16 protein-coding genes are annotated in these 15721 nt (G+C 60.6%); 10 read left to right on the top strand and 6 right to left on the bottom strand.

The features are described from left to right. Positions 1–4 precede the first annotated feature (4 nt). The 5 genes from MO767_RS19065 (at position 5) to fdhA (ending at position 6304) form a co-directional block, all read left to right on the top strand. Positions 5–334, top strand: a complete 330-nt coding sequence (locus MO767_RS19065; RefSeq protein WP_008147095.1) for a sarcosine oxidase subunit delta — start codon at positions 5–7, stop codon at positions 332–334. Further along, on the top strand, positions 331–3348 hold the full coding sequence (locus MO767_RS19070) for a sarcosine oxidase subunit alpha (RefSeq protein ID WP_282481771.1): 3018 nt from the start codon (positions 331–333) through the stop codon (positions 3346–3348). Before MO767_RS19065 ends, MO767_RS19070 begins: the two co-directional genes overlap by 4 nt. A gap of 91 nt (positions 3349–3439) precedes the next feature. Then, positions 3440–4072, top strand: coding sequence for a sarcosine oxidase subunit gamma family protein (gene soxG, locus MO767_RS19075; protein WP_282481772.1), 633 nt, complete (start codon positions 3440–3442; stop codon positions 4070–4072). A gap of 87 nt (positions 4073–4159) precedes the next feature. Next, the gene (gene purU, locus MO767_RS19080) at positions 4160–5017 is read left to right on the top strand and encodes a formyltetrahydrofolate deformylase (protein ID WP_282481773.1); all 858 of its coding nucleotides are present in this window, start codon (positions 4160–4162) and stop codon (positions 5015–5017) included. 87 nt (positions 5018–5104) lie between these two features. After that, positions 5105–6304, top strand: coding sequence for a formaldehyde dehydrogenase, glutathione-independent (gene fdhA, locus MO767_RS19085; RefSeq protein WP_064680160.1), 1200 nt, complete (start codon positions 5105–5107; stop codon positions 6302–6304). A 61-nt stretch (positions 6305–6365) separates the two neighbouring features. Here the strand turns inward: fdhA and MO767_RS19090 are convergent, their stop codons facing one another. From MO767_RS19090 to MO767_RS19100, 3 genes are read right to left on the bottom strand one after another with little or no spacing between them, the layout of a single operon-like run. Further along, entirely contained in the window at positions 6366–7040 is a 675-nt protein-coding gene (locus tag MO767_RS19090; RefSeq protein WP_282481774.1) for an anti-sigma factor, read from the bottom strand. Continuing rightward, positions 7037–7672, bottom strand: a complete 636-nt coding sequence (locus tag MO767_RS19095; RefSeq protein WP_282481775.1) for a sigma-70 family RNA polymerase sigma factor — start codon at positions 7670–7672, stop codon at positions 7037–7039. Before MO767_RS19095 ends, MO767_RS19090 begins: the two co-directional genes overlap by 4 nt. A 54-nt stretch (positions 7673–7726) precedes the next feature. Next, positions 7727–8317, bottom strand: coding sequence for a fasciclin domain-containing protein (locus MO767_RS19100; protein WP_282481776.1), 591 nt, complete (start codon positions 8315–8317; stop codon positions 7727–7729). 215 nt (positions 8318–8532) lie between these two features. Between MO767_RS19100 and MO767_RS19105 the strand changes: the two genes are divergently transcribed. The 5 genes from MO767_RS19105 (at position 8533) to creD (ending at position 13404) form a co-directional block, all read left to right on the top strand. Beyond that, positions 8533–9084, top strand: coding sequence for a DUF2780 domain-containing protein (locus MO767_RS19105; protein WP_282481777.1), 552 nt, complete (start codon positions 8533–8535; stop codon positions 9082–9084). 181 nt (positions 9085–9265) lie between these two features. Continuing rightward, positions 9266–9772: an ATP-dependent zinc protease gene (locus MO767_RS19110; RefSeq protein WP_282481778.1), complete on the top strand. Its 507-nt coding sequence runs from the start codon at positions 9266–9268 to the stop codon at positions 9770–9772. 74 nt (positions 9773–9846) lie between these two features. Continuing rightward, on the top strand, positions 9847–10527 hold the full coding sequence (creB, locus tag MO767_RS19115) for a two-component system response regulator CreB (RefSeq protein ID WP_282481779.1): 681 nt from the start codon (positions 9847–9849) through the stop codon (positions 10525–10527). After that, positions 10527–11945 (top strand): two-component system sensor histidine kinase CreC, encoded by a 1419-nt coding sequence (creC, locus tag MO767_RS19120; RefSeq protein WP_282481780.1) that lies wholly within the window; start codon positions 10527–10529, stop codon positions 11943–11945. The genes creB and creC overlap by 1 nt, the downstream gene beginning before the upstream one ends. 88 nt (positions 11946–12033) lie before the next feature. Next, the gene (gene creD / locus MO767_RS19125) at positions 12034–13404 is read left to right on the top strand and encodes a cell envelope integrity protein CreD (protein WP_282481781.1); all 1371 of its coding nucleotides are present in this window, start codon (positions 12034–12036) and stop codon (positions 13402–13404) included. Positions 13405–13642: 238 nt separating this feature from the next. Here the strand turns inward: creD and MO767_RS19130 are convergent, their stop codons facing one another. From MO767_RS19130 to MO767_RS19140, 3 genes are all read right to left on the bottom strand, one after another. Then, complete coding sequence (locus MO767_RS19130) at positions 13643–14272, bottom strand: glutathione S-transferase (RefSeq protein ID WP_282481782.1); 630 nt, start codon at positions 14270–14272, stop codon at positions 13643–13645. 86 nt (positions 14273–14358) lie between these two features. Beyond that, positions 14359–14538, bottom strand: coding sequence for a hypothetical protein (locus tag MO767_RS19135; RefSeq protein WP_282481783.1), 180 nt, complete (start codon positions 14536–14538; stop codon positions 14359–14361). Beyond that, positions 14535–15665: a PepSY-associated TM helix domain-containing protein gene (locus tag MO767_RS19140; RefSeq protein WP_282481784.1), complete on the bottom strand. Its 1131-nt coding sequence runs from the start codon at positions 15663–15665 to the stop codon at positions 14535–14537. Before MO767_RS19140 ends, MO767_RS19135 begins: the two co-directional genes overlap by 4 nt. Positions 15666–15721 lie beyond the last annotated feature (56 nt).

The raw sequence follows: 15721 nt of genomic DNA on the forward strand, positions 1-15721 counted from the left end.
CCCCATGTTGCATATCTTCTGTCCTCACTGCGGCGAACTGCGCTCCGAAGAGGAATTCCACGCATCCGGCCAGGCGCACATCCCGCGCCCTCTGGATCCGACCAACTGCACCGACGAGGAGTGGGGCGACTACATGTTCTTCCGCGATAACCCTCGCGGTCTGCACCACGAACTGTGGGATCACGTCGCCGGTTGCCGTCAGTACTTCAACGCCACTCGTGACACCGTGACCTACGAGATTCTCGAAACCTACAAGATCGGCACCAAGCCACAATTCACCGACAAGACCGATAGCCCGAAAGCGGCCGCCACGGCTCTGGGAGAGAAGGTATGAGCCAGATCAATCGCCTGTCCAACGGCGGACGGATCGACCGCAACAAAGTGCTGAGCTTCACCTTCAACGGCCAGAGCTACAAAGGCTTTGAAGGTGATTCCCTGGCCGCAGCCTTGTTGGCCAACGGTGTCGACATCATCGGTCGCAGCTTCAAATACTCCCGTCCGCGCGGCATCTTTGCCGCCGGTGCCGAAGAGCCGAACGCCGTGCTGCAGATCGGCGCGACCGAAGCCACGCAGATCCCGAACGTGCGCGCCACGCAGCAAGCGCTGTATCAAGGTCTGGTCGCCACCAGCACCAACGGCTGGCCGAGCGTGAACAACGACATGATGGGGATTCTCGGCAAGGTCGGCGGCAAGCTGATGCCGCCGGGCTTCTACTACAAAACCTTCATGTACCCGCAATCGTTCTGGATGACTTACGAGAAGTACATTCGTAAGGCCGCCGGTCTTGGCCGCTCGCCGACCGAGAACGATCCGGACACCTACGACTACATGAACCAGCACTGCGACGTGCTGATCGTCGGCGGTGGCCCCGCTGGCCTGGCCGCTGCACTGGCAGCAGCCCGTAGCGGTGCGCGCGTAATCCTCGCCGATGAACAGGAAGAGTTCGGCGGCAGCCTGCTCGATTCCCGCGAAAGCCTCGACGGCAAACCGGCCGCCGAATGGGTCGCCAGCGTCATCGCCGAGCTCAAAGACACCCCGGACGTGCTGCTGTTGCCGCGCGCCACGGTCAACGGTTACCACGACCATAACTTCCTGACCATTCACGAGCGCCTGACCGATCACCTCGGCGACCGTGCTCCGATTGGCCAGGTCCGTCAGCGCATCCACCGGGTTCGCGCCAAGCGTGTCGTGCTGGCGACCGGCGCTCACGAGCGTCCGCTGGTTTACGGCAACAACGACGTGCCGGGCAACATGCTCGCCGGCGCTGTGTCGACTTACATTCGTCGCTACGGTGTGGCACCGGGCAAAAAACTGGTGCTGTCGACCAACAACGATCACGCCTATCGCGTTGCTCTGGATTGGCTCGACGCCAGCCTGCAAGTCGTGGCCATCGCCGATGCCCGCAGCAACCCGCGTGGTGCGCTGGTTGAAGAAGCACGCGCCAAAGGCATTCGCATCCTGACCGGCAGCGCCGTGATCGAGGCCCGTGGCAGCAAGCACGTGACCGCCGCTCGCGTTGCCGCGATCGATGTCAAAGCGCACGCCGTGACCAGTCCTGGTGAGTGGCTTGAATGCGACCTGGTTGCCAGCTCCGGCGGTTACAGCCCGGTGGTTCACCTGGCGTCGCACTTGGGCGGCAAGCCGATCTGGCGTGAAGACATCCTCGGTTTCGTACCGGGCGAAGCACCGCAGAAACGCGTATGCGTCGGTGGCATCAACGGCGTCTATGGCCTCGGCGATTCCCTGGCCGATGGTTTTGAAGGCGGCGCTCGCGCAGCCAGCGAAGCCGGTTTCAGCGTGGTCGAAGGCACCTTGCCGAAAGCCCTGAGCCGTCTGGAAGAGCCAACACTGGCGCTGTTCCAGGTTCCACACGAAAAGAACACCGCACGTGCGCCGAAGCAATTCGTCGACCTGCAAAACGACGTCACCGCAGCCGCCATCGAACTGGCGACACGCGAAGGCTTCGAGTCGGTCGAGCACGTCAAACGCTACACCGCACTGGGCTTCGGCACTGACCAGGGCAAGCTCGGCAACGTCAACGGTCTGGCCATCGCCGCCCGTTCGCTGAACGTGACCATCCCGCAGATGGGCACCACCATGTTCCGTCCGAACTACACGCCGGTCACCTTCGGCGCTGTGGCCGGCCGTCACTGTGGGCACATCTTCGAGCCGGTGCGTTTCACCGCGCTGCATCACTGGCACGTGAAGAACGGCGCCGAGTTCGAAGACGTCGGTCAGTGGAAACGTCCGTGGTACTTCCCGAAAAACGGTGAAGACCTGCATACCGCCGTGAAACGCGAATGCAAAGCCGTGCGCGACAGCGTCGGCCTGCTGGACGCTTCGACGCTGGGCAAAATTGACATTCAGGGCCCGGATGCGCGTGAGTTCCTCAACCGCATCTACACCAACGCCTGGACCAAGCTCGACGTGGGCAAGGCGCGTTACGGCCTGATGTGCAAAGAAGACGGCATGGTCTTCGACGACGGTGTAACCGCCTGTCTCGCCGACAACCATTTCGTGATGACCACCACCACGGGCGGCGCGGCACGCGTGCTGCAATGGCTGGAAATCTACTCCCAGACCGAATGGCCAGAGCTGAAGGTGTACTTCACTTCCGTGACGGATCACTGGGCAACCATGACCTTGTCCGGGCCGAACAGCCGCAAGCTGCTCAGCGAAGTCACCGACATCGACCTGAGCAACGAAGCTTTCCCGTTCATGACCTGGAAAGAAGGCCTGGTCGGCGGTGTGCCGGCGCGGGTGTTCCGGATTTCGTTTACCGGTGAACTGTCGTACGAAGTCAACGTGCAGGCCGACTACGCCATGGGCGTTCTGGAAAAAATCGTCGAGGCCGGCAAGCAATACAACCTGACCCCGTACGGCACCGAAACCATGCACGTGCTGCGGGCCGAGAAGGGTTTCATCATCGTCGGTCAGGACACCGACAGCTCGATGACCCCGGACGACCTGAACATGGGCTGGTGTGTCGGTCGCACCAAACCATTCTCGTGGATTGGCTGGCGCGGCATGAACCGTGAAGACTGCGTGCGTGATCAACGTAAACAGTTGGTGGGCCTGAAGCCGATCGATCCGACCAAATGGCTGCCGGAAGGGGCGCAACTGGTGTTCAACACCAAGCAGGCGATCCCGATGACCATGGTCGGTCACGTGACCTCCAGCTACTTGCACAACTCCCTCGGCTATTCGTTTGCCATGGGTGTGGTGAAGGGTGGCTTGAAGCGGATCGGTGAGCGCGTGTTCGCACCGCTGGCCGATGGCAGCGTGATCGAAGCGGAAATCGTTTCTTCGGTGTTCTTCGATCCGAAAGGCGATCGCCAGAACGTCTGACACAGCGATTCCCTGTGGGAGCGAGCTTGCTCGCGATGGCGGCAACGCTGCTTCCACAGGGAGTACAAAAAGAATTCAGGACAGGTGCTTTATGACCGCAGCCAATGTTTACCAACAACGCCCAACCACTGGGGCCAAGGCCGAGTCGTCGCTGCATCACGCAGGCCTGCCAAGCCTGGTGGGCAAGGGCCGTAAAAGCGCCGGCGTGATCGTGCGTGAGAAAAAACTCCTCGGCCACCTGACCATTCGTGGCGATGGTCACGATGCTGCCTTCGCTGCCGGTGTGCACAAAGCCCTCGGTATCGAATTGCCGGGTGCGCTGACCGTCGTCGTCAAAGGCGAAACCAGCCTGCAATGGATGGGGCCGGATGAATGGCTGCTGATCGTGCCGACTGGTGAAGAATTTGCCTCCGAGCAGAAACTGCGTAAAGCGCTGGGCGATCTGCACATCGCGATCACCAACGTCAGCGGCGGCCAGCAGCTCCTCGAACTGAGCGGCCCGAATGTGCGCCAGGTGCTGATGAAGTCCACCAGCTACGACGTGCACCCCAACAGCTTCCCGGTCGGCAAGGCTGTGGGAACCGTGTTTGCCAAGTCGCAACTGGTGATCCGCCATACCGCCGAAGACACTTGGGAACTGCTGATTCGTCGCAGCTTCTCGGATTACTGGTGGTTGTGGTTGCAGGATGCGGCCGCTGAATATGGGCTTAGCGTCCAGGCGTAATGATCGTTCCCAACTGTGGCGAGGGGATAAATCCCCTCGCCACAGAGTTCTCTCTGATCACGATGTTGCAGCAGGAGTCACCGCACTATGAGCCGCGCCCCAGACACATGGATTCTGACCGCCGACTGCCCAAGCGTTCTCGGCACCGTGGACGCGGTGACCCGCTTTCTGTTCGAGCAGGGCTGCTACGTCACCGAGCACCATTCCTTCGATGATCGGCTTTCGGGCCGTTTTTTCATTCGTGTGGAATTTCGTCAGCCCGCCGGCTTCGACGAACAAGCCTTCCGCGCTGGTTTGGCCGAACGTGGTCAAGCCTTTGGCATGGTCTTCGAGCTGACCGAGCCGAACTATCGGCCAAAAGTTGTGATCATGGTTTCCAAGGCCGATCACTGCCTCAACGATTTGCTCTACCGCCAGCGCATCGGCCAATTGTCGATGGACGTGGCCGCCGTGGTTTCCAACCACCCGGACCTCAAGCCGTTGGCGGACTGGCACCAGATTCCGTACTACCACTTCCCGTTGGACCCGAACGACAAACCGTCCCAGGAGCGTCAGGTCTGGCAGGTGATCGAAGAGTCCGGCGCCGAACTGGTGATCCTTGCTCGTTACATGCAAGTCCTGTCGCCCGAGCTGTGCCGCAAACTCGACGGCAAGGCGATCAACATCCATCACTCCCTGCTGCCGGGTTTCAAGGGCGCCAAGCCCTATCACCAGGCCTACAACAAGGGCGTGAAACTGGTCGGCGCCACGGCGCACTACATCAACAACGACCTGGACGAAGGCCCGATCATCGCCCAGGGCGTAGAAGCCGTGGACCACAGTCATTACCCGGAAGATTTGATCGCCAAAGGGCGGGATATCGAAGGGCTGACCCTGGCACGGGCTGTTGGTTATCACATTGAACGACGAGTGTTTTTGAACGCGAACAGAACGGTTGTTCTTTAACTGCCAAAGTGATCTACCCGAGCAATCAACGCGCCGCCGATCCATGGCGACGCGACCGCTACATAAAAACAACAGCGAGGTGAAAGCATGTCCGGTAATCGTGGTGTCGTGTATCTCGGCAACGGCCAGGTCGAAATACAGAAAATCGACTATCCAAAAATGCAGGACCCGCGCGGCAGGAAGATTAATCACGCTGTCATCCTGCGCGTAGTGTCCACCAATATCTGTGGTTCCGATCAGCACATGGTGCGCGGTCGTACCACGGCTCAAACCGGTCTGGTACTGGGTCACGAAATCACCGGTGAAGTGATCGAGAAGGGCAGCGACGTCGAGAACCTGCAAATCGGCGACCTGGTGTCCGTTCCGTTCAACGTCGCTTGCGGACGCTGCCGTTCCTGCAAGGAAATGCACACCGGTGTTTGCCTGAGCGTTAACCCGGCGCGTCCGGGCGGTGCTTACGGTTATGTCGACATGGGCGACTGGACTGGCGGTCAGGCTGAATACGCGATGGTGCCGTATGCCGACTTCAACCTGCTGAAACTTCCGGACCGCGATCGCGCAATGGAAAAAATCCGTGACCTGACCTGCCTCTCCGACATCCTGCCGACCGGTTACCACGGCGCAGTGACGGCCGGCGTCGGCCCAGGCAGCACCGTCTACATCGCCGGTGCCGGTCCTGTCGGTCTGGCCGCCGCCGCTTCCGCTCGCCTGTTGGGCGCGGCGGTGGTGATCATCGGTGACGTCAACACCGTCCGCCTGGCGCACGCCAAGGCTCAGGGTTTCGAAATTGCCGACCTGTCCCTGGACACCCCGCTGCACGAACAGATCGCTGCACTGCTGGGCGAGCCAGAAGTGGATTGCGCCGTCGACGCCGTAGGCTTCGAAGCGCGCGGTCATGGCCATGACGGCGTGAAACACGAGGCTCCGGCTACCGTGCTCAACTCCCTTATGGGCGTTGTTCGCGTGGCGGGCAAAATCGGTATCCCTGGCCTGTACGTGACTGAAGATCCGGGTGCAGTCGACGCCGCCGCGAAGATGGGCAGCCTGAGCATCCGCTTCGGTCTGGGCTGGGCCAAATCCCACAGCTTCCACACTGGCCAGACGCCAGTGATGAAGTACAACCGCCAGCTGATGCAGGCGATCATGTGGGACCGTATCCATATTGCCGACATCGTTGGCGTGGAAGTCATCAGCCTGGATGACGCGCCACGTGGTTATGGCGAGTTCGACGCGGGCGTGCCGAAGAAGTTTGTGATCGATCCGCACAAACTGTTCAGCGCAGCGTAAGGCTTCACGCAAAGCAAAACGGCGACCCTCGGGTCGCCGTTTTTTATGGCTGGATCGATCATTAAAGGGCTGCCAACGCCCCTTGATACAACACCGGCCCAGTCGGTTGCCCCGTAGGCGAACCGCCCTTCGGCTCAAGGCTCACCGCCAGCGCAATCGGCTTGCCGATCAGCGTCTTCTGCGCATTGCTCAACTCTACGCGTCCCTTACCGTCAGCCGGAATCACACCAAGGGAAATCGGCTTGCCATCCGCCGGAATCGCCCACAACTCCAGACTTCGCCCCGGATCAACCGCCGCCAGAGTCAGGGGCTCGACCTTCAGGTAGTTCTCGTGCGCTTCAACCTTTAGCGCCGGTTGCGCGTCGGCCGTCAGCAGCGTGGCACTGTAACGCGCGCTGTCGCGGTTATAGATCACACCCAGCGTCACGGCGATCACCAGCGAGCAAACTGCAGCCGTCACTCGCAACCAGCTCCAGAGTCGACGTTTTTCCGGCATGTGCAGCAGTTGAGGTTCGATTCGCGCGGTGATGCCTTCCCACACCCGTTCCGGCACTGGCTGCTCGGGCAGCGCTTCGGTCAAACTGACCAGGCTTTGCTGCCACTGCGCCAGTTCCGCGCGCAATGCTGCGTCTTCCAGCAACAACTGTTCGAAACGCCGACGAGCAGCAGAAGGCATCAAGCCAATGGCGTAATCGGCGGCGAGGGCGCGGCGCAGGGTCGGGGTTTGATAGTTCATGATTCAAGGCACCTGCGCAGTCGCTCCATACCGCGGCGGATCCAGGATTTCACCGAGCCCAACGGCGCGGCCAGGTGATCGGCGAGTTCAGAGCAGGACAACCCCTGAAAGTAAGCCACGGTGATCGATTGACGCTGCATACCTTCAAGGCTTTCCAGGCAGCGGTTCAAGGCGTTGGCCTCACGGGCACTGCTGAGCTGTTCGTGGGCCGATGGGCTTTCATCCACCAGCGCCTGTTCTTCAAGGTCGCTTAACGGCCGGTCGCGGTGTTTGCGCAACTGATCGATGGCCTGATGACGGGTGATGTTGATCATCCAGGTCAGCGGCGCCGACAAATGCGCCTCATAGCGCGAGGCGTTGTTCCAGATGCGTACGAAGCTTTCCTGCAGCACTTCTTCAGCCAGGTCCGGTCGCCCCATGCAACGCAGCGCTACGCCATGCAGCCGTGGGCCGACGCTACGGTAAAGCGTCTCGAAAGCGCGGCGGTCGCCCAGTGAACACTGGGCCAGAAGCTGCCTGAGCTGATCGGCGTCGGCGGTGGGAATAGCAGTTCTCCAGGCAATCGAGGTGGGCTGTGTGAGGTGCCGGTTGCAGGCAGAGGTTAGTTCACTGTGCGCGGTTGTTCCATTCACGGGCGGTCACCTCGGAAAACTGCCGACCCCGATGCGCAGGGTCGGCGGCATCCTTCAGCTTTTCGGCATCAGTACTTTGTCGATGACCTGAATTACGCCGTTGGACTGGTACACGTCATAGGTGGTGATGTCGGCGACGTCACCTTTTTCATCCTTGATCGTGATGTTGTGCGGGCCGTTCATCATCGCCCACAGCTTGCCGCCTGCGACGGTGGTCAGTTCGGCCTTGCCGCCACCGGCCTTGATCTTCTCGGCCAGGGTCATCATGTCGAGTTTCCCGGCGACCACGTGGTAGGTGAGGACGTGAGTCAGGGTCGCCTTGTTGGCGGGTTGGAGCAGGGTATCGACAGTGCCGGCCGGCAGCGCAGCGAAGGCCGAGTTGACCGGGGCGAACACGGTGAACGGGCCTTTGCCCTTGAGGGTATCCACCAGGCCAGCGGCTTTCACGGCGGCGACGAGGGTGGTGTGGTCGGCGGAGTTCACCGCGTTATCGATGATGTCCTTGCTCGGCATCATGCTCTGGCCGCCGACGATGACCGCGTGGCTCGTGTCTGCCGCTTGCACGGTGTTCATGGCGAATCCGCCGCCAAGGGCCAGGGTCAGCAGGCTGGCAATCAACGGCGTTTTGATCGAAGTGCATTTCATGGTGATGATCCTCGTGAAGGGAATCGGCCAGGAGTGTCTGTCCGTGCTTGATATACGCGGGCGGGGCCAGACTGGATGCAGCGTCGGTCAATTCTTTTTCGACTGTTCGTCAGGGGCTCGCCAAGGCTGGGAACAATCCCCTTGGATACCAGTCCAAAACAGGATTTTTCGCCGCCCATTGCCGGGCGGTTTTCATGGCCCCTGAGGATGTCTGGATGAAGATTTCACGCGGTTTTGCACTGGCTTCGCTGATGTGTCTGGCGGCCAGTCCGGTCTTTGCTCAGTTCAACCTGTTCGATGCGGCCAATGCCATCTCCGGCACGCAGGACGATGACGCCGCCGCGCCCGCGTCGACCGCGCAGACGGCCGATCTGCTGAGTGCGCTCAGCCAATTGAACGTGACGTCACAACAAGCCATTGGCGGTGCCGGGGCGATGCTCGGTCTGGCGAAGAATCAATTGAGTTCGACCGACTACTCGGAGTTGGCCAAAAGCGTGCCCGGAATCGACTTACTGTCCGGTGGCGGTGGACTGGGCGTCCTCAGCGGCTTGCTTGGCTCGTCCGGTACAACGGCAGGTCTGGACAACGTCCTGGGCAACGTAAATAACGCCAACGACCTGAACAGTGCCTTCAGCGCATTGGGCATGGACACCAGCATGATCGGCCTGTTTGCCCCCGTGCTTCTGCAATTTTTCGGTCAGCAGGGCGTCGGCGGTTCGCTGCTGACAAACCTGGGCGGGATCTGGGGCGCAGGCACCGGTACCTGATTCAGCGGCGCTCGGCGCGCAACGCGTCGATGCGCTCAGGCGATAGGCCAAATCGGTGACGACGAATGTTTCACCTTTTAACCGCTAACCTCTCTACACCGATCGCCACGCAGAGCCTGGGAACGATCTACTCAACAACGGTCTAAAATCCCGCCGCCCACTTCTCAAGGAAGCCCATTACGTGAAATCCCTCCTTGCACTGCTTTCCCTCGTGGCCCTGCCGGTCCTGGCCGCTGAGCCGACCCTGTACGGGCGCTACGAATACATCGCGCTGCCGGAAATCGGTGGCGAAGTCCTCAAGGCCAAGATGGACACCGGCGCCCTGACCGCGTCGCTCTCGGCCAAAGACATCGAAACCTTTACCCGTGACGGCGACGAGTGGGTGCGTTTCCGCCTCGCCACCAAAGGCGCGAGCAACAAGGTCTACGAACACAAGGTCGCGCGGATCAGCAAGATCAAGACCCGCTCCGAAGAAGACGATGATGACAAGGAAGCCGTCGCACCCACCAAACGTCCGGTGGTCGATCTGGAACTGTGCCTGGGCAACGTCAAGCGCACCGTGGAGGTCAACCTCACCGACCGCAGCAGCTTTAACTACCCTTTGTTGATCGGTGCCAAAGCCTTGCGTGAGTTCGGCGCGGCAGTGAACCCGGCACGGCGCTTTACGGCGGACAAACCCGACTGCTGATTTCAAGTGGTCTCATTGACGTGACGTGAGCCTTGGGGCACCGTTCGCCCACTTAACTCCCGGGCTCGGACGCCATGCCTCATATCCTGATTGTCGAAGACGAAGCGGCGATTGCCGACACCCTGATTTTCGCCTTGCAGGGCGAGGGCTTCACCACCACCTGGGCGAGCCTTGGCGCTGCTGCGCTTGAGTATCAGCGCCAGACCCCGGCAGACCTGATCATTCTCGATATTGGTCTGCCGGACATCAGCGGCTTCGAGACCTGCAAGCAGTTGCGGCGTTTCAGCGAAGTGCCGGTGATCTTCCTCAGTGCCCGTGATGCTGAAATCGATCGCGTCGTGGGCCTGGAAATCGGTGCCGACGATTACGTGGTCAAGCCGTTCAGCCCACGGGAAGTGGCGGCGCGGGTCCGGGCGATTCTCAAACGCATGGCGCCGCGAGCGACCGCCGAAGTGGCATCGGCGCTGTTTCGCATCGACAGCGAACGGGTGCAGATCAGCTACCGCGGTGAGTTTCTAACCCTCACTCGCCATGAGTTCCGTCTGCTGCAATGCCTGCTGGACCAACCCGAACGCGTCTTCAGCCGCGAGCAATTGCTCGATGCGCTGGGCGTCGCCGCCGATGCCGGTTACGAGCGCAGCATCGACAGCCACATCAAAAGCGTGCGCGCCAAATTGCGTCTGGTGAAGGCCGACGCGGAACCGATCCAGACCCATCGCGGCGTCGGTTACAGCTACAGCCCGGGGCGTAGCTGATGCCGCTGGGGATTCGGATTTTTCTGGTTTATGTGCTGTTTATCGGCCTGACCGGTTACTTCGTGCTGAACACCGTGATGGAGGAAATCCGTCCCGGCGTGCGCCAGTCCACCGAAGAAACCCTGGTCGACACCGCCAATCTCATGGCCGAAATCCTGCGTGATGACTTCAAGGCCGGCACCCTGAATCAGAACCGCTGGCCCGAACTGCTCAAGGCTTATGGTGAGCGGCAACCGAAGGCGAGCATCTGGGGCTTGCAGAAGAATCAGGTCAATCACCGGATCTACGTCACCGATGCCAAGGGCGTTGTGGTGCTGGACTCCAGCGGTGTGGCCGTGGGGCAGGATTACTCGCGCTGGAATGACGTTTTACTGACCCTGCGTGGCGAATACGGCGCTCGTTCCAGCCGTAGCGATCCGGACGATCCTAACTCCTCGGTCATGCATGTCGGCGCGCCGATTCGCGACAACGGCCAGATCATTGGCGTGGTCACCGTCGCCAAACCCAATAGCTCGTTGCAGCCTTACGTTGATCGCACCGAACGGCGATTGCTTGCCTGGGGGGGCGGGTTGATTGGCCTCGGTCTGCTGTTTGGCGCGCTGTTGTCGTGGTGGTTGAGCGCGGCGCTGCGGCGGCTGACTGCTTACGCTCAGGCAGTCAGTGAAGGCCGACGGGTCGAGGTTCCGCACTACCGTGGCGGTGAGCTGGAGCAACTGGCGACGGCGGTGGAGCAGATGCGCACGCAACTTGAAGGCAAAGCCTATGTCGAGCGTTACGTGCACACCTTGACCCACGAACTGAAAAGCCCACTGGCGGCGATTCGCGGCGCGGCGGAGTTGCTGCAAGGCGAGATGCCGCTGGCCCAGCAGCAGCGTTTTGTCAGCAACATCGACAGTGAAAGCGCGCGGATGCAGCAGTTGATCGAACGTCTGTTGAATCTGGCCCAGGTCGAGCAACGCCAAGGACTGGAGGAGCAGGTGGCGGTGCCGCTGGCGAAGTTGGTCGATGAATTGCTGAACGCTCAGGCGGCGCGCATCGAAGGCAGGCAGTTGCGGGTGGAACAAAGCATTGCAGCGGACCTGGTGCTGACCGGTGAACCGTTCCTGTTGCGTCAGGCGCTGGGCAATCTGCTGGAGAACGCTTTGGATTTCACCCCGGCTCAGGGCTTGCTGCGATTCAGTGCTGAGCGCATTGGGGAGCAAATTGAGTTCAGGTTGTTCAACCAGGCTGAGGCGATTCCCGACTATGCGCTGCCGCGACTGAGCGAGCGTTTCTATTCCCTGCCGCGACCGGACAGTGGGCGCAAGAGCACGGGGTTGGGGCTTAATTTTGTTGAAGAAGTGATCAAGTTGCATGGTGGAGCGGTGAGCATCGGTAATGTCGACGACGGCGTACAGGTCATGTTGCACCTGCCTTAGCGTCAGTCTCCACACACTCTCCACATTCCTCCCATAAATTACCCACACACCGATCCCAGACTCTCCCCATCCAAACAGGGAGAGTCCCATGAACCGCAGCCTGACCCTAAAACTCGGGGCAATTGCCCTTCTGATTCTGTTGTTGCTGATCCCGCTTCTGATGATTAACGGCGTGATCCAGGACCGCCAGCAACTGCGCGATGGTGTCCTCGAAGACATCGCCCGTAGTTCCAGCTTCAGCCAGCAACTGAGCGGGCCGCTGATGGTGGTGCCGTATCGCAAAGTGGTGCGCAGCTGGAAGCTCAATGAAAAAACCAACCAGCGTTACCAGGAAGTGGGTGAAGAACGCGGCCGTTTGTATTTCCTCCCGGAGCGCTTCGAGCTCGACTGCAAGGTCCAGACGGAACTGCGTTCTCGGGGCATTTATGAGGCGCGTCTGTTTCATGCGGACAACCGCATCAGCGGGCATTTTTCGGTCCCGGCTCAATTGGGTATCAAGGAGGATTTCGCCGATTACCAGTTTGACCAACCGTTTTTGGCGGTCGGGATCAGCGACATTCGCGGCATCGAAAACGCCCTGAAACTTGAGCTCAATGGCCAGACACTCGACTTCGTTCCCGGCAGTCAGGTGGGTTGGTTGGGGGAAGGCGTGCATGTCACCCTGCCGGCGCTCAACGCGAAGCAAGCCACGGAACTGGCCTTCGGTTTTGACCTGCGTTTGCAAGGCACTGGTCAGTTACAGATCCTCCCGGTAGGCAAGACCAGCAAGGTTTCGCTGGCCGCCAATTGGCCGCATCCGAGTTTCATCGGCAACTACCTGCCGGCCCAGCGTGAAGTCAGCGATCAGGGTTTCACCGCCAACTGGCAGACCTCGTTTTTCTCCACCAATTTGCAAGAGGCCTTGAGCAGCTGCGTATCCGGCGACGGTTGCGAAGCCTACACCGGCCGCAGTTTCGGGGTGAGCTTCATCGATCCGGTGGATCAGTACCTGAAGAGTGATCGGGCGATCAAATATGCGTTGCTGTTTATCGTCCTGACCTTCGCCGGGTTCTTCCTCTTCGAAGTGCTGAAAAGCCTGGCGGTACACCCGGTGCAGTACGCGCTGGTGGGCGTGGCCCTGGCGTTTTTCTACCTGCTGTTGCTGTCGCTGTCCGAGCACATCGGCTTTGCCCTGGCGTACCTGCTGTCGGCGGGCGGCTGTGTGTTGTTGATCGGTTTTTATGTCTGCCATGTGCTGCGCAGTGTGCGTCACGGCTTGAGTTTTTCGGCAGGATTGGCGGCGTTGTATGGCTTGCTCTATGGCTTGCTGAGTGCCGAGGATTACGCGTTGTTGATGGGTTCGCTGCTGTTGTTCGGGTTGTTGGGCGTGTTTATGGTGCTGACCCGCAAGCTGGACTGGTATGGGGTAGGGCAGAAGTCGGCCAAGCCGCTGGCGTTTGATATCGGGGCTGTGGAATGAGCCGGTGGTTGGGGTTGCGCGAGGATCAGCGAGAAGGGAAAGAGTTGGCGACGCGGATTGCGGTGATGTTTCCAGTGGATCCGCTGTGGTGCCATCGTCGGAACGCCGCCCGGAGCAAGCTCGCTCCCACAAGGGATCTGCAGTGGACACAAAATTCGTGCACACAACCGATCAACTGTGGGAGCGGGCTTGCTCCGGGCGGCGTTCCGACGATGAGGCCCGGACAACCAGTGAAAATCTAAACCTTCGGCATAGTCGCCACCATCGACGGCCGCTGACTCACCTCAAAATACCAGGACGCCAGCTTCGGATTCACCGTGCGCCATTCCAGATCCGGATGGCGCAAATCCAGGTAACCCAACGCACAGGCAACACTGATCGCCGCCACATCGAAATGGCTGGTCAGCTCGGCAATCGCGTCCGCTTCCAGCAATGCCAGGCCGCGACGAATTTTGTCGCGCTGGCCATCGAGCCATTCGTCCCAGTGTTTTTCCGGGGCACGCAGGGCGACTTCGTAACGAATCAGCACCGCAGCGTCCATGATCCCGTCAGCCAGGGAGGCCAGGGTCAGGCGACGCCAGCGGGCCGAGCCGTCGCGCGGTATCAGCGGGTTGCCGACGTGCTGATGGTCGAGGTAATCGAGGATCACCCGGCTGTCATGGATGACATTGCCATCGGCCAGGCGCAAGGCCGGAATTTTACCCAGCGGATTGTCTTCGTTGAGTATCAGGTCCGGGCTGACCGGTGTGAGCACGCAGTCTTGCAGCGCCACGCGGTCCTGTTGACCGGTTTCGTGCAGCAGCACCATGACTTTGCGAACGAAGGGCGACAGCGGGTTGTGGAACAGGGTCATGCTGGGGGCGGACATGGCAGCGTCTCGGTATGGGGCAGTGCCGGGCAGCATAGCGCGTTGATCCGGGAGCTCAAGATCGAAGTAAATGCCTAACCCCTGTTTTAGCGGCCTTGCAGCAGGCCGCGCAGGGCGAGGATTGCGGGAACGCCCAGGCCCAACCAGCTCAATGCGTCCCACACGCCATCCCCCAGCAACGCGGCAAACAAACCCGCCGCGCTGAGCAGGGCGATGACTGTAGGGGTGGAGAAGACCTTCCAGAAATTCGACTGCCGCGGCCTCATGCTGGACTCTCCGCGTTCTCGAACACCGGTTTCGCCGCCTTGCGCCGCACCACCCACAGGTAAACCCCGCTACCGAGGACGATGATGGTCAGCCCATCCAGGGTCGCCCAGAGGATCTTCATCGGCAGGCCGCCGTAATCACCGAAGTGCAACGGTTGTGACATGCCCATGGCGTCCATGTACCACGGGCGCTCGGCCACGGCGGTGACTTGCAGGGTACTGGCGTCGATCAGCACCGGTGTCAGCAGGTGCGAGGTCAGGTGAGTGCTGCCTTTCATGAACACTGCGTAATGGTGTTCGCTGGAGAAGCGTGTGCCGGGGAAGGCGATGAAGTCCGGCTGCATGCCGGGTGCGACTTCCTTGGCGATGTCGAGTAAGTCGCTCGCGGGCGCCAGTTGTGTCAGTGGCGGCACGTCGCGGTACGGCGCGACCATCACGCTCAGGCTATCGTTGCGCCACGCGGCGATCAGCAGGTCGGCGCAGGCGCTGATGACGCCGGTGACGCCGACCACCAAGGCCCAGGTCAAAGTCACCACGCCGATCAAATTGTGCAGATCGAGCCAGCGCAGGCGGGTGGATTTATCCTGACGCACGGTGGCGAATTTCAAACGGCGCATGAACGGCAGGTACAGCACCGTCCCGGAGACAATCGCCACCACGAACAGAATGCCCATGAACGCCAGCAGCAACTTGCCCGGCAGGCCGGCGAACATGTCCACGTGCAGGCGCAACATGATCATCATGAAGCCGCCATTGGCCGACGGCATCTCCAGCGCTTCGCCGGTGCGGGCGTCGAGCATGAAGGTGTGAGACGAATTCGGTTCAGTGCCGGCGGTGGCCGCCATGATCGCAATCGCGGCATTGGGCTCTTCTTCGTCAAAGCCGAAATACTGCATGACCTCGCCGGGACGATGCTTTTCAGCCGCCTGCACCAACTGCTGCAAATTCAGCAGCGGGGTGTCCGCCGGCATTGCCTTCAATTCAGCGGCATCGCCCAGCAAGTGGTCGATCTCGTGGTGAAAGATCAATGGCAGGCCGGTCAGCGCGAGCATCAGCAGGAACACGGTGCAGATCAGGCTGGTCCAGGTGTGGACGCAGGACCAGCGGCGAATTGTTTTGCTTTTCATTTCATGGCCTTCAGAAATACCAGAGCCGTCCATGTCGGACGGCTCGGGACTTGGGC

It is taken from the genome of Pseudomonas sp. UYIF39 (assembly GCF_029963765.1).
Lineage (GTDB): Bacteria > Pseudomonadota > Gammaproteobacteria > Pseudomonadales > Pseudomonadaceae > Aquipseudomonas.